Annotated in this window: 11 protein-coding genes; 4 read left to right on the top strand and 7 right to left on the bottom strand. The window is 59.1% G+C overall.

Annotation, left to right across the window (positions count from 1 at the left end):
• Nucleotides 1-119: 119 nt before the first annotated feature.
• Nucleotides 120-458 (bottom strand): FKBP-type peptidyl-prolyl cis-trans isomerase, encoded by a 339-nt coding sequence (locus tag AC1RO5_RS04290; protein WP_033064132.1) that lies wholly within the window; start codon nt 456-458, stop codon nt 120-122.
• Nucleotides 459-623: 165 nt separating this feature from the next.
• Between AC1RO5_RS04290 and AC1RO5_RS04285 the strand changes: the two genes are divergently transcribed.
• The gene (locus AC1RO5_RS04285) at nt 624-1,688 is read left to right on the top strand and encodes a diguanylate cyclase domain-containing protein (protein ID WP_493173031.1); all 1,065 of its coding nucleotides are present in this window, start codon (nt 624-626) and stop codon (nt 1,686-1,688) included.
• 19 nt (nt 1,689-1,707) lie between these two features.
• Here AC1RO5_RS04285 and AC1RO5_RS04280 read toward each other — a convergent pair whose 3' ends face one another.
• The 4 genes from AC1RO5_RS04280 to AC1RO5_RS04265 form a co-directional block, all read right to left on the bottom strand.
• On the bottom strand, nt 1,708-2,961 hold the full coding sequence (locus AC1RO5_RS04280) for an OprD family porin (RefSeq protein WP_493173029.1): 1,254 nt from the start codon (nt 2,959-2,961) through the stop codon (nt 1,708-1,710).
• A gap of 95 nt (nt 2,962-3,056) precedes the next feature.
• Nucleotides 3,057-4,361 carry a CitMHS family transporter gene (locus tag AC1RO5_RS04275; RefSeq protein ID WP_493173027.1) on the bottom strand — a complete coding sequence of 435 codons (1,305 nt, stop codon included), beginning with the start codon at nt 4,359-4,361 and terminating at the stop codon, nt 3,057-3,059.
• Between the two features lie 134 nt (nt 4,362-4,495).
• Nucleotides 4,496-5,815, bottom strand: coding sequence for a C4-dicarboxylate transporter DctA (gene dctA / locus AC1RO5_RS04270; protein WP_493173025.1), 1,320 nt, complete (start codon nt 5,813-5,815; stop codon nt 4,496-4,498).
• Between the two features lie 47 nt (nt 5,816-5,862).
• Entirely contained in the window at nt 5,863-6,945 is a 1,083-nt protein-coding gene (locus AC1RO5_RS04265) for a 4-oxalomesaconate tautomerase (protein WP_493173023.1), read from the bottom strand.
• 168 nt (nt 6,946-7,113) lie between these two features.
• Between AC1RO5_RS04265 and AC1RO5_RS04260 the strand changes: the two genes are divergently transcribed.
• The 3 genes from AC1RO5_RS04260 (at nt 7,114) to AC1RO5_RS04250 (ending at nt 11,171) form a co-directional block, all read left to right on the top strand.
• The gene (locus tag AC1RO5_RS04260; RefSeq protein WP_007895093.1) at nt 7,114-8,004 is read left to right on the top strand and encodes a LysR family transcriptional regulator; all 891 of its coding nucleotides are present in this window, start codon (nt 7,114-7,116) and stop codon (nt 8,002-8,004) included.
• A 115-nt stretch (nt 8,005-8,119) separates the two neighbouring features.
• Complete coding sequence (locus tag AC1RO5_RS04255; RefSeq protein ID WP_493173021.1) at nt 8,120-9,928, top strand: monovalent cation:proton antiporter-2 (CPA2) family protein; 1,809 nt, start codon at nt 8,120-8,122, stop codon at nt 9,926-9,928.
• Between the two features lie 145 nt (nt 9,929-10,073).
• Entirely contained in the window at nt 10,074-11,171 is a 1,098-nt protein-coding gene (locus tag AC1RO5_RS04250; protein ID WP_493173019.1) for a DNA alkylation repair protein, read from the top strand.
• A gap of 159 nt (nt 11,172-11,330) precedes the next feature.
• Here AC1RO5_RS04250 and AC1RO5_RS04245 read toward each other — a convergent pair whose 3' ends face one another.
• Together AC1RO5_RS04245 and AC1RO5_RS04240 are read right to left on the bottom strand one after the other, a co-directional pair.
• Entirely contained in the window at nt 11,331-11,690 is a 360-nt protein-coding gene (locus AC1RO5_RS04245) for a DUF6124 family protein (protein WP_493173017.1), read from the bottom strand.
• Between the two features lie 507 nt (nt 11,691-12,197).
• Nucleotides 12,198-13,109, bottom strand: coding sequence for a tetratricopeptide repeat protein (locus AC1RO5_RS04240; protein WP_493173015.1), 912 nt, complete (start codon nt 13,107-13,109; stop codon nt 12,198-12,200).
• Nucleotides 13,110-13,142: the final 33 nt, after the last annotated feature.

Raw genomic sequence — 13,142 nt, 5'->3', positions numbered from 1 at the left:
TACGCAACCCAACGGGGGCAAGCCCCCTCGCCACAACAAGCTCCCTCGCCACAGATAGCAAAAACCCCGCTCTCTCCTCTCAGAGACAGCGGGGTTAATCATTTCAATTCACACGCCAATCAATCATCCCGCGTCAGCACTTCCAGCAATTCAATCTCGAAAATCAGATTCGAATTCGGCGTAATCGCCCCCATCGAGCGCTCGCCATAGCCCAGGTGCGCCGGCACCAACAGCTTGCGTTTGCCGCCGACCTGCATGCCCATGATTCCCTGGTCCCAGCCCTTGATCACCCGCCCCGTGCCAATCACACACTGGAAAGGTTTACCCCGGCTGTAGGAGGAATCGAATTCAGTGCCGTCTTCCAGCCAACCGCGATATTGGGTGGTGATCAGCGCGCCTTTGACGGCGGCTTTGCCGTCGCCCACCTCAAGGTCGATTACCTGCAATTCATCATTCATTACATTCACTCTATCCGTGCGCTTGCCCGAACGGGCTTGATGGGCGCCGTTTTCCCAGAAATGCAGGCTATTGGCAACCGTTTCGCTCTGTATCCGGCAGTGGTCGTGAACTAATATACCCACCACCTCCCCCACGGTTCGATACGCCATGAGCGCAATTCCTCGATGAGTCAGCTCTGGACCGACGTCACCATCGGCTCACTTACCCTTGCCCTGATCGTCGCGCTGATCTGGCGCGATCGTTCGCTGCAAAAGCAGTTGACCGAGTGCCGTGCGCTGATCGACAGCCTCACCGAGGGACAAAGCATCCACCAGGAAGGCGACGCCGAACGCTTCAAACGCAGCCAATACTTCGCCCGCATCGGCACCTGGGACTGGGAGGTTGATACCGACAAGCTCTATTGGTCGGATGCGATCTACGGCATGTTCGGGTTCAAGATCAGCGAGGTGACGCCCTCCTACTCACTGTTCTGCTCATGCGTACATCCGGACGACCGGGTCAAGGTCCGCGCCGGTGAACTGCGTTGCCTTGAAACCGGCGAAAACCACGACGAGGAATACCGCGTGGTCTGGCCGGACGGCAGCATCCGCTGGCTGCGGGAAACCGGCAATGTGGTCAAGAATGAGCATGACGCAACGATCAAGATGATGGGTGTGGTACGCGACATCACCGAAGAAAAAGCCTCCGCCAGTTACCTGCAACACCTGGCCCATTACGACCCGTTGACCGGCCTGCCCAATCGCCTGGTGCTCGAAGAACGCCTGTCCGATGCCCTGGAACAGGCCCGCCTCAGCACCACGCGGGTGGCACTGGTGTTTGTCGACCTCAATGGGTTCAAGGCGATCAACGACCACTATGGCCATGCGGCCGGCGACCGCGTGCTGATCACCACCGCGACACGCCTGAAGAGAATCCTGCGCTCAACCGACACCGTCGCCCGAATCGGCGGCGACGAATTCGTGGTCATCCTCCAAGGCCTTCCCCAAGGCAACAGCCTGCAAGACGAAGCCCGCAGCATCTGCCAGAAAATCTTCATCGAACTCGCACCGCCGGTGACCATCGGCAACGACCAGCGCCACATCGGCAGCAGCCTTGGCGTGGCAGTGTTCCCGGACCATGCGCCGAGCATGGACCGGTTGATTCATATTGCTGACCTGGCGATGTATGAGGCCAAGCGCAGTGGGAATAATCAGTATCGGTTGGGCGGTCAAACGGTGAGCCGGGTCTGACGCAGGCGCCCCGGCGCGTCTACCAGAGAGCAATGTCGTAGGTGAAATAGATCCGATTGCTGTCACGTCCACGCGCGAAGTCCGAACGGTAGACATAATTGCGTAGCTTCACGCCTAGCCCCTTGAACGTGCCGCTCTGAACCACATAGGCCAGTTCTGTGTCGCGTTCGGACTCCTTGATGTTGGTGTCGGACTTGCCATCGTTGCCTTCGAGGTAACGGGTCATGAACGTCAGCCCGGGCACGCCCACCGGTGTAAAGTCGTAACCGTAACTGAGCATCCAGGTCTTCTCGTCCTCTTCGATGAACTTGCCGATGCCGACGTTGCTGAACGAGTACACCGTCGCACCGCTGACGTACGGCAGCCCGGCGTCACCGCTGAGTTGTTGATAACCGCCACCAAAGGTGTGCCCCGCCACCGCGTAGGACAGCTGACCGCTGAGCATGTCGTTATCGATTTTCGAGGCGTAGGCACGGCCCGCGTCATTGCTGTTGAAATAACGCAAGTCTCCGGTCAACACCCCGGGACCCAATGGCAGATCGTGCTGGATGCCGGCAAAGCTCTGGCGATAGAAATTTTCCAGTTCACCGTAGAAGTAGCTCAGACGGGTGTTCTTGCCGAGTTTGTAATCACCACCGGCGTAGGTGAAATCGCCACCTTTGTCGCCTGAATAACCGTCAGGAACGATCGACACGCTGTCGGTCGAATCGCGCAGTTTGAATCGGTCCAGATGACCGCCCGTCAGGGTCAGGTTTTCGATGTCGGTGCTGGTGACTTGTCCTCCCTCATAGATCTGCGGCAGCAAACGCGCATCGTTGTAGATCAGTACCGGAGTCTTGGGCAGCAGGGTGCCGTATTTGAGGGTGGTCTTGGCCAGTTTGACCTTGGCCGCAGCCCCGGCACTGGCAAACTCATCGGCGGCGCGACCGTCATCGTGTACCGGCAGCAAACCGGTGCCACTGCGGCCACGCCCGGAATCAAGTTTGACACCCAGCAGCCCCAATGCGTCGCCCCCGAAACCGATAGTGCCGGGGGTGAAACCCGATTGGAAATCCAGCAGGAAACCCTGGGCCCACTCAGTGCGCTCACTTTTGGCGGATCTGGCAGAGCGCGCGCTCAAACCATGTTCATCGCGAAAGTTTTCGTTGAAATAGACGTTGCGCAGTTGCAGCTTCAACTTGCTGTCGTCGATGAAATCACTCGCACCGGCAGTGGCCATCGGCAACACGCCCAGAAGAGGAAGAAAAGCCCCGCGAGTCATAAAATGGGTCATATCGAACTACTCATATTGTTGTTTTTAAGGATGCACATGGCCCCGCGCCCGCCATGGGGAGCGTGGAGTTCTATCAGCGGCGAGTCAGGGGTGAATCAGGAGAACAGCGTCAAGGCACCCGTCAGCAGAGCCAGCGCGGTGACCACCAGAGAGGTGAGCACCGCCCATTTGACGGTGGCGCGCTGGAAGTCGCCGATGTCACGATCCACCATCCCCACCAGCAACAGGGTCGAAGCCACCAGCGGGCTCATCAGATGCACCGGTTGGCCAAGAATCGACGCTCGGGCGATTTCCACCGGATCAATCCCGTAGGCCGCCGCCGCGTTGGCGAGAATCGGCACCACGCCGAAGTAATAGGCATCGTTGGACAGCACGAAGGTCAACGGCATGCTGGTGATCGCCACCACCAACGGGAACAGATGTCCCCAGGACGGTGGAATCCAGTCCACCAGGGTTTGCGCCAGGGCGTCGACCATTTTGGTGCCCGAGAAAATCCCGGCGAAGATGCCCGCGGCGAACACCAGCAGCACCACGGTCATGGCATTGCCGGAGTGGGCGAGAATGCGCTCCTTCTGAATATCCAGCTGCGGGTAGTTGATCAGCAACGCCAACACGAAGCCGATCAGAAACAGGATCGCCGAGTGCATGACCCCCATCACCAGCGCTACCATCACCGCAGTCACCAGCAACAAGTTGACGTAGGCCAGTTTCGGACGCTTGTGCGGCGTATCTTCAAGAATCGCTTTGATGTAGCAATCACCGCCACCGCTCTGCAGTTGGGTATTGCCAATGCGTTTACGCTCAGTGCGGCCCAGCAGGAACGCGGTGAACACCACCCACGCGGCGCCACCGACCATGGTCGGCAACAATGGAATGAAGTACGCCCCGGCATCCAGCCCCAGCGCGGCAATCGCCCGGGTCGCCGGGCCGCCCCAAGGGGTCATGCCGCTCATGATGCTCAGCGATAGCATGGAAATGGTCGCCAGAATCATCGGGTTCATGCCGATGCGCTTGTACAACGGCAGCATCGCCGCGCAGGTGATCATGTAAGTGGTCGTGCCGTCACCGTCCAGGGCGACAGTCAGCGACAGCAGCGCAGTGCCGACCGCGATTTTCATCGGGTCACCGTTGACCCGCTTGAGAATCTTGCGGATCAGCGGATCGAACAGCCCCGAGTCGATCATCAAACCGAAAAACAGAATGGCGAACAGCAGCAGCGCTGCCGACGGTGCGACCATTTTCAGACCGTCGAGCATCATTTTGCCGGTGGTTCCACCAAAACCGCCGATGACCGCAAAGACGATCGGAACAATGGTCAACGCAACGATCGGTGACAGACGTTTGGTCATGATCAGGAAGGTGAACACAACCACCATGGCCAAGCCGAGTAAGGCGAGCATAGGGCAACTCTCTTGTTGTTATGGAATGCGTGGCCGACGCGCAGGCGAACGACCCCGAGCCCGCCAGGCGACGCGATCGGCGACGCCCGGCAGCAGGTAGTAAAAAGGTTGGTTTTTGCAGCGCTTACGCAGGACTAAATGTGCGTGGTGGTCCCGACGCGGTCCCAGGTTTGATCCACACCCGGGACAACCGGTGTTTTACCGTCCAGGGTATCGAGCAGGACCTGACGGTCGCAGGCGCTCTCGGAGATAGAGATCACCACAGTCGCCACGGCGTTACTCGCCAGGCTGGTCAGGGCTCGCGCCTCGGACATGAAACGGTCGATCCCGATCAACAGCGCCAGGCCTGCCAGCGGAATGTCATGGATCACCGTGAGCGTGGAAGCCAGTGCCACGAAACCGCTGCCAGTCACCCCTGCCGCGCCCTTGGACGACAGCAGCATGATCGCCAGCATGGTCAAGGTTTGGGTCATGGTCAGGTCGATATTGCAGGCCTGGGCAATGAAAATTGCCGCCAGAGACAGGTAGATCGCCGTGCCATCGAGGTTGAACGAGTACCCCGTCGGCAGCACCAGCCCCACTACACCCTTGCTGCAACCCAGGGCCTGGAGTTTCTCCAGCATGCGTGGCATGACCGGCTCAGTGGAGGACGTTCCCAACACCACCAGGAACTCTTCGCGCAGGTAACGCAGCAGCTTCCACAGGCTGAAGCCGTGGGCGCGGCAAATGCTCCCCAGCACCACAAAGACGAAGAAGGCGCAGGCGATGTACAGGGTCATGATTAACTTTGCCAGCGAACCCAGCGAGGTGATGCCGTACTGTCCGACGGTGAACGCCAGTGCCCCGAAGGCACCGATCGGCGCAAAACGCATCAGGTAGGAAAAAATCTTGAAGACCATCTGCGATGCCGCTTCCAGTACATCGAGCACCGGCTTACCACGCTCGCCCAGGGAAGACAGGGCGAAACCACACAGCACCGCGATAAACAGCACCGGCAGCACTTCACCTTTACTGAACGCACCTATAAAGGTGTCAGGGATGATGTGCATGAAAAACTCGACCACCCCAAGCTTCGCCGCAGACTCGGTGTATTGAGACAGGCCCGCCGTACTCAAATGGCTCGGATCGATGTTCATGCCCGCGCCCGGCTTGAACACATAGACCGCGACCAGGCCGATGAACAGGCTGATCACCGTCAGCCCGAGAAACAGCAGCATGGTCTTGCTCAGCAAGCGGCCAAGGGAGCGTTTGTCGCTCATCCCGGCGATACCGGTGACGATGGTGCAGAACACGACCGGCGCAATCATCATTTTGATCAGCTTGATGAAGGCATCACCCAACGGCTTGAGGGCAATGGCCTGCTGAGCCCAGAAGTGTCCGACCACGACGCCCAACAGCACGGCGCAGAGAATCTGGAAGTAGAGCGATTTAACAACTTTCATGGCATCACCCATTTTTAGAATTGTTCTGATGCAAAAACGACAGTGACTGCGCGGGAACACTACCCGGCGAGCCGTTGGGAAACCGGGGCATAAACAAAGCCGGAAAACAGTCTTCGGGCGGTACGAACAACGGAGGCGCGGATTGTCTCACCGTTTTTACCGGTGTAGGACAACACGACGTCGATACCGCCGCTCGGGTGCTCGATCCGCACCTGTTGCAGACGCGGCCCACCGGTATGACCGAGCATGTGTGCCACAACGCTGCCTTCGGTGACACACGCGGTGGCCAGACCGATGGAACCGGTAATGGCCAGCGCACGGTGGCAGTTGTGCGGCATGAAGTAGCGAACCTGCAACGTGCCACCGGCCTTGGCCGGTGCAACCAGCACAGGCTTGGGGATGACCTTGTCGCTGACGTCGCCCAGGCCCATGGCCATACCGGCCCGCAGCCGCAGAGCTTCGAGACGGCGCATAAAGTCTTTGTCGGCGTCCAGCTCGGCCGGAGTTTCATCGCCGCGTTTGCCCAAGTGACGCGCCTCGATGATCAGCATCGGCATGGCCATGTCGATGCAAGTCACAGGAATGTCGTCGAACCGGTCCTGGGTGCTGCCGGTTGGAAACAACTTGCCGGTCTTGCTGCCCGCGGCGTCGAGGAATGTCAGTTGAACAGGTGCCGCGCTGCCTGGCACGCCATCGATGGCGGTGTCACCTTCATAGCTGACCTTACCGTTTGGTGTCTGCACGTCAGAGGTAACGAAGGTGCCGGTATTGAGATTGCGAATCCGCACGCGGGTCAGCTCACCGACCGCCTTGACCAGGCCCTGCTCGATGGCAAACGGCCCGACCGCGCAGAGCATGTTGCCGCAGTTCGGGGCGGTATCCACCCGACGTTGGGACACCATGACCTGAACGAACAGGTAATCAACATCGGCATCGGGATGTAACGAAGGGCTGACGATGGCGACCTTGCTGGTCTGCGGGCTGCCGCCGCCGATGCCATCGATCTCCAGTTCGTGACCGGAGCCCATCACCGAGAGCAACAACTCATCACGCTCTTCAATCGAAACCGGCAGATCCCAGGCGAGAAATACCGGTCCCTTTGAGGTACCACCGCGCATCAGCACACAAGGAATTCGTTGCATGGCCACTAACTCTTGTTAATCAATCGGGGTAATTGATGTCTTGCAAACAAGAGTGACAGGGAAGTAATTGTGTTTCCAATGCAAAGATCGGAGCAATTATTGCGTTTTACAAAAGAACGTTTTAACGTTCAGAACGCGGTCCAACGCCCTCCCCCGACGAGATAAAACATGGAATATGAGCTCCAGGACATCCGATCTTTCGTGAAAATCGCCGAACTGGGGAGTTTTCACGAAGCTGCCGATGCACTGCACCTGTCGCAACCTGCCTTGAGCCGACGGATAAAAAAACTTGAGGAGGGGTTGGGGACGACGTTGCTCGATCGCACCACGCGCAAGGTCAGCCTGACCAGCGTCGGCCGCGACTTCCTGCCCAAGGCTCGTCGATTGCTCGATGACTTCGACGATTCGATCCTGAACATCCGTGAACTGGCCGAACGGCAAATCGGTCAGGTGACCCTGGCCTGCATTCCAACCGCTGCGTTTTACTTCCTGCCGTCGGTGATTCGTCTTTATAACGAGCGCTACCCGAAAATCCGCATCCGTTTGCTCGACCTCAGTGCCAATGAAGGGCTCGAAGCAGTGTTGCGAGGGGAAGCCGACTTCGGCATCAACATGATGAGCGGCCAGCACCCGGACATCGAATTCGTTTCGCTGGTCAACGAACCCTTCGTTCTGGCCTGCCGTCGTGACCATGAACTGGCCCAGCGGACGTCCGTGACCTGGTCAGAACTGAGCGATTACCGGTTGATCGGCGTCGGGCGCCTGAGCGGCAACCGCATGTTGCTGGACCACGCCCTGTCAGGCCTGAGCTGGCGTCCGCAGTGGTTTTATGAAGTGCAGCATTTGTCTACCTCGCTGGGCATGGTCGAAGCCGGGCTAGGGGTTTCCGCCATGCCAAGCCTCGCGATGCCGGCGGCGGATCACCCGACATTGGTGAGCATCCCGCTGACTGACCCCGTCGTGAACCGGACACTCGGCCTGGTGTACCGTCGAGGCGCATCGTTATCGCCGGCGGCGGAGAAGTTCGTTTCAATCCTGCTTGAACAATGGCCCCACTGAGCCCTGAGCTCGTTCAGCCACCTCGTTGCTGACTGAACGGACGCCAGCCTTTATCCTACGCCCCGCTGAAAATCGGGCGAGTGCCGCTCTCGCCTGCCCCACCCAGGAGTTCCCCATGCCCCACGAAGGCAACCTGTTACAAGCCGCTGTCGTTTTTTTATTCGCGGCGGTGCTCACCGTCCCCTTGGCCAAGCGCCTGCAACTGGGGGCGGTGCTCGGCTATCTGTTTGCCGGGGTGATCATCGGTCCGTCGGTTTTGGGCTTGATCGGCAACCCGCAAAGCGTCAGCCACATCTCCGAACTCGGAGTGGTGTTGCTGCTGTTCATCATTGGCCTTGAGCTGTCGCCACGACGCTTGTGGGTGATGCGCAAATCGGTGTTCGGCGTGGGCCTGGCGCAGGTGCTGTTGACCGGTTCGGTGATTGGCGTGCTGGCGTTGTTCGTGTTCGGCCAATCCCTGAACAGCGCCATTGTGCTGGGCCTGGGCCTGGCGTTGTCGTCCACCGCGTTTGGCTTGCAAAGCCTGGCCGAGCGCAAGGAACTGACCAGCCCCCATGGGCGGTTGGCGTTCGCGATTTTGCTGTTCCAGGACATTGCCGCGATCCCGCTGATCGCGATGGTGCCGTTGCTGGCCGGCGGTGATCACACCAGCAGTGCCGCCGAAGATTTGAACCATGGTTTGCGGGTGCTGGGCAGCATCGCGGTGGTGGTGATTGGCGGGCGTTATCTGTTGCGCCCGGTGTTTCGCGTGGTGGCCAAGACCGGTCTGCCGGAGGTGTCCACTGCCACCGCGTTGCTGGTGGTGATCGGCACGGCGTGGCTGATGGACCTGGTCGGCGTGTCCATGGCACTCGGCGCGTTCCTCGCCGGTTTGCTGCTGGCGGATTCCGAATACCGTCACGAACTGGAAGCGCAGATCGAACCGTTCAAGGGTCTGCTGCTGGGGCTGTTTTTCATCAGCGTCGGCATGGGCGCCAATTTGAGTCTGCTGCTCAGTGCGCCGGTCGTGGTGCTGGGGCTGACCGTGCTTCTGATCGCGATCAAGCTGCCGCTGCTGTTTGTCGTCGGTCGACTGGCCGGGGGGTTGGGCAAGGTCAATGCGATTCGTTTGGGGATTGTGCTGGCGGCCGGTGGTGAGTTTGCCTTTGTGGTGTTCAAGATCGGCCGGGATCAGGGTTTGTTCGAGCCGCGCCTGTACGACTTGCTGGTGCTGACCATCACCCTGTCGATGGCGCTGACGCCGCTGTTGCTACTGGCCTGCGCACGACTGGTCAAACCCAAGGTGCAACCGGTGGAGGTGCCGCAGAAATTCCGTGAAATCGACGCCGACACGCCCCGCGTGGTCATTGCCGGCATGGGCCGTATGGGACAGATCGTGGCGCGGATTCTGCGGGCGCAGAACATCAAATTCATCGCCCTCGACACATCGGTGGAAACCATCGAATTGTCCCGCAGCTTCGGCGGCGTGCCGGTGTTCTACGGCGACCCGATGCGCCCGGAAATCCTCAGCGCGGCCAAGGTCGAGCAAGCGGAGTTCTTCGTGATCGCCACCGATGATCCGGAAACCAACATCAAGACGGCCGAGGTGGTGCACAAGCTTTATCCGCACATCAAAATCATCGCCCGCGCCCGTAACCGTCAGCATGTGCACCGGTTGGTGGATGTCGGGGCGCAGGCGGTACGGGAAACCTATTACTCCAGCCTGGAAATGACCCGGCGCACCCTGGTTGGACTGGGGCTGACACAAGCCCAGGCGGATGCACGGATCAAGCGCTTTACCCATCACGATGAACAGGTACTGGAGGCTCAGCACGCGGTGTATGACGATGCGGCCAAGGTGATGCAAACCGCACAGGAAGCACGGGCGGAACTGGCGAAGTTGTTTGAGTCGGATCAGCTGGAAGAGCAAGCGGGTAAGGTTTGAGGTGATTGTGAGGGCCTCTTCGCGGGCAAGCCTCGTTCCTACGGAGTTTGTTGCGGCAAACACACTCCCCCGTAGGAGCGAGGCTTGCCCGCGAAGAACGATAACGCGGTGCATTGGATAAATAACAACAACCAAGGAATCCACAATGTCTGAGCAACCCGCCCCCGCCCTGAAGGAAATCTTCAACGCTGAACGCCTCGCGCACATCGCCACCGAAATGACGGCGGTCTATCCCGGGTTCGATGCCAAGGCCTTCCTGAAGCTGGCCAAAACCGGTCTGGCGGACCTCTCCGTCATGCAACGCATGGCCCGCGTCAGTGAGTGCCTGCACGCAGTGTTGCCGCTCGGTTATGAAGAATCCCTCGACGTCCTGCGCGCCCTCGCCCCGCGTCTGAACAGCGCCTTCGTCAGTATGTTTCTGCCGCACTATGTCGCGACCTACGGCGCTCACGCGTTCGATCTGTCGATGGACGCGCTCAAATACTTCACCACCTTCGGCTCATCGGAATTTGCGATCCGGCACTTTCTGCGCCGTGATATCGAGCGCTCGTTGGCGCTGATGCGCGACTGGTCGCTGGATGACAACGAACACGTCCGGCGTCTGGCCAGCGAAGGCAGCCGACCGCGCCTGCCATGGTCGTTTCGCCTGGAACCGGTCCAGGCCGACCCGACACTGGCGGCCGCGATCCTCGACAACCTCAAGACCGACGACAGCCTGTACGTGCGCAAATCCGTGGCCAACCACCTCAACGACATCACCAAGGATCATCCCGAGTGGGTGCTGGACCTGATCGAAGGCTGGTCGCTGGACAACAAACACACGGCGTGGATCGCCAGGCACGCTCTGCGCAGTTTGATCAAACAGGGCAACCCACGAGCGCTGGCGATCATTGGCGCGGGCGGTAAACCTGAGGTTGAAATCATAGACGTGAAGGTCGAGCCGGCGGTGATTCGCCTGGGTGAAAAAATCACCCTGTCCTTCGCGGTGAAATCCATGGCTGCGGACAGTCAGCGACTGGTGATCGACTACGCCATCGATTACGTCAAAGCCAACGGCAGCACCTCGGCGAAGGTGTTCAAGCTCAAGGCCCTGACGCTGCCCGGCAAGGCTAGCGAGTCCATTGCGCGTAGTCAGCACATTAAAGAACTCACCACCCGAAAGCATTACCTTGGCCTGCACGCTGTGCACATTCTGGTCAACGGAGAACGGCTGGCCAGCACGGCGTTCGAAATCCTCGCCTGAAGTAAAAGACGGTATCTACGGGGGATTGGCGTCTTGCAGCAGATCCGATAAACAATCTGTGGCGAGGGAGCTTGCTCCCGCTGGGGCGCGAAGCGGCCCCCAAAAAAGAATCACTGCACAACCCTGCGTCAGTAACTCACTCACCACAGCAGCCCACACCTACTCAGGCGTATTAATGTGATCCAGAACCCGGCTCGCGGTGATCTCCGCCACCATGATGCTGTTTGAAATGCCCAGCAGGGCGTAGCGCGACTCACCTTCCAGATGATCCACCAACTGATGCACCATCACATCGACCGAGGCCAGCGTCTCGACCAAAAAAACCGCCAGGGTTTCGGCCGTGGCTTCTGGGGCCACGGAAAACAGGGTGCTACGTGTTCGCGGGGTGGCTTTGATGTCGGCATTCGACGGGAAGTGGAAGTTCAGAGCCCGCTCGGCGGCCTCGTTGAGCTTCTTTGAATCGGGTTCGTACGGGGAGACCGGATCGGCGTCCGGCGGATTGGGCGTAACCTTGAACATAAGCTGGCTTCTCTGATTGGGTGCCACCCTCCTGCGACTAAACGAGAGGGAGGCAGCTGTACGCAGGTTAGTCGACCGGGGAAGCTAGCAAAGCCGGCGCGCCCGAAGGCGCCCTGCGCACAACCACCATCAAGTGCAGGCATGGGAATGCCTGACTGACAAGAGCTTGTGCACCTTGCTTATAACCCCGGGCGACTAAACCCGATCACTGATGGGCAGTGACGGGAATCAAGTTACCGAGCAGGCCCAAGGCGCACAAGCCGGCGGATTCTGTCTTACGTGTAGGGGGTGGCGCAAGGCGTCGTAGCCTTTGGATGGTAACGGCAAGCTTCATTTAAACGATCGCGATTTTTCTTGTTTAAATGGGCTGTGAGCGAGCTGTTGGTGGGTTGGGCCAGGAATTGCAATCTGTGCCCTTCCCACCCAACCCAAAAGCCTTCTCTCTCACTTTTTTGCGCTCACGCCAGGCGCTAACCACCCTGCTCCGCCCTCACGCGACCCTACTTGTTATTGCGAACAGCTTGGCTGGGTTCGCGGGAGCCTTTCATAACACTCCGTCTCGACGATGAAATTCACCTGCCAAGTCTTCTGACCTGCTGGCAATATCGGCTCGTCGAGGAACCGGTAATCGCTCATAGCCTTCAGCACCGCTTGGTCGATAGACCTATCGCCCGAGCTTTCCAGCACTGAGATTTGAGGCACAACCGAACCAGGGTTGCCTACCAGTCGTAGCGTGACCTGTTTGCCGGCAGCGCCTGACTTGAACTGCTTCGCCAGTGCTTGCTGAACGTCCACCGCCGTGCTTTTGAGGCTTCTATCGAGGCTATCGCCCCATATTCCGTTGTAGTGCTTTACCTGTTCGACCGACAGAACCAGGCCCTTATCGCGTAGCCGCTGTACGCCTTGCCATGGAGCATCGTCGACGTACCTGGCGGCATTCAGATAATGCGCCAGCGCCCCTTTCAGATCCTGCGGACCACCTCTGCCGTCCTCCATGAATTGGGCCAACTTGGCCTCACTGTCCAGATTTCCGGGTCTGGTGACGGCCAACTGATAAAACTGCCTGGCCTCAACAAGATTGGGCGCCTGGCCGCTGCCCTCTTCCGCCATGCGAGCCAGTTGTTCATAGCCTGCTGCGCTCCCGACGGCCGCGGACTGATAGAGGGTCTTGGCTTTATGTACGTCCTGCGGCACGCCCTGGCCAGTTTCGTATAGAAAGCCGAGCACGACTTTACACAGGAGGTTGCCGTTCTCGCTGGATTCGCGGATGTCTTCGACCTGCTCCGCGGTGATAGGTTTTTTAAACAGCAGAAGCCTGCAACGGAGGCCGGTTTGAAAGTCGTCCTGAGGACTGGGCGGGGTAGCTTGGCATCCTGCAATCAGGGCCGTGAGCACCAGTAAAACAACAGCCTTGTTCATGAATTGCATCCGTTGAAATCATCCCAATTTCAT

It is taken from the genome of Pseudomonas sp. GW822-FHT02G04, assembly GCF_058802085.1.
Note: the sequence above shows the minus strand (reverse complement) of the source record. Positions and strands in the feature narration are given on the sequence as shown.

Bases quoted from the DNA above. Each gene is read 5' to 3' on its own strand.
- AC1RO5_RS04290 (WP_033064132.1), bottom strand. From the start codon at position 458: ATGAATGATGAATTGCAGGTAATCGACCTTGAGGTGGGCGACGGCAAA.
- AC1RO5_RS04285 (WP_493173031.1), top strand. From the start codon at position 624: ATGAGTCAGCTCTGGACCGACGTCACCATCGGCTCACTTACCCTTGCC.
- AC1RO5_RS04245 (WP_493173017.1), bottom strand. From the start codon at position 11,690: ATGTTCAAGGTTACGCCCAATCCGCCGGACGCCGATCCGGTCTCCCCG.
- AC1RO5_RS04240 (WP_493173015.1), bottom strand. From the start codon at position 13,109: ATGAACAAGGCTGTTGTTTTACTGGTGCTCACGGCCCTGATTGCAGGA.
- AC1RO5_RS04265 (WP_493173023.1), bottom strand. From the start codon at position 6,945: ATGCAACGAATTCCTTGTGTGCTGATGCGCGGTGGTACCTCAAAGGGA.
- AC1RO5_RS04280 (WP_493173029.1), bottom strand. From the start codon at position 2,961: ATGACCCATTTTATGACTCGCGGGGCTTTTCTTCCTCTTCTGGGCGTG.
- AC1RO5_RS04250 (WP_493173019.1), top strand. From the start codon at position 10,074: ATGTCTGAGCAACCCGCCCCCGCCCTGAAGGAAATCTTCAACGCTGAA.
- AC1RO5_RS04260 (WP_007895093.1), top strand. From the start codon at position 7,114: ATGGAATATGAGCTCCAGGACATCCGATCTTTCGTGAAAATCGCCGAA.
- AC1RO5_RS04255 (WP_493173021.1), top strand. From the start codon at position 8,120: ATGCCCCACGAAGGCAACCTGTTACAAGCCGCTGTCGTTTTTTTATTC.
- dctA (WP_493173025.1), bottom strand. From the start codon at position 5,815: ATGGGTGATGCCATGAAAGTTGTTAAATCGCTCTACTTCCAGATTCTC.
- AC1RO5_RS04275 (WP_493173027.1), bottom strand. From the start codon at position 4,361: ATGCTCGCCTTACTCGGCTTGGCCATGGTGGTTGTGTTCACCTTCCTG.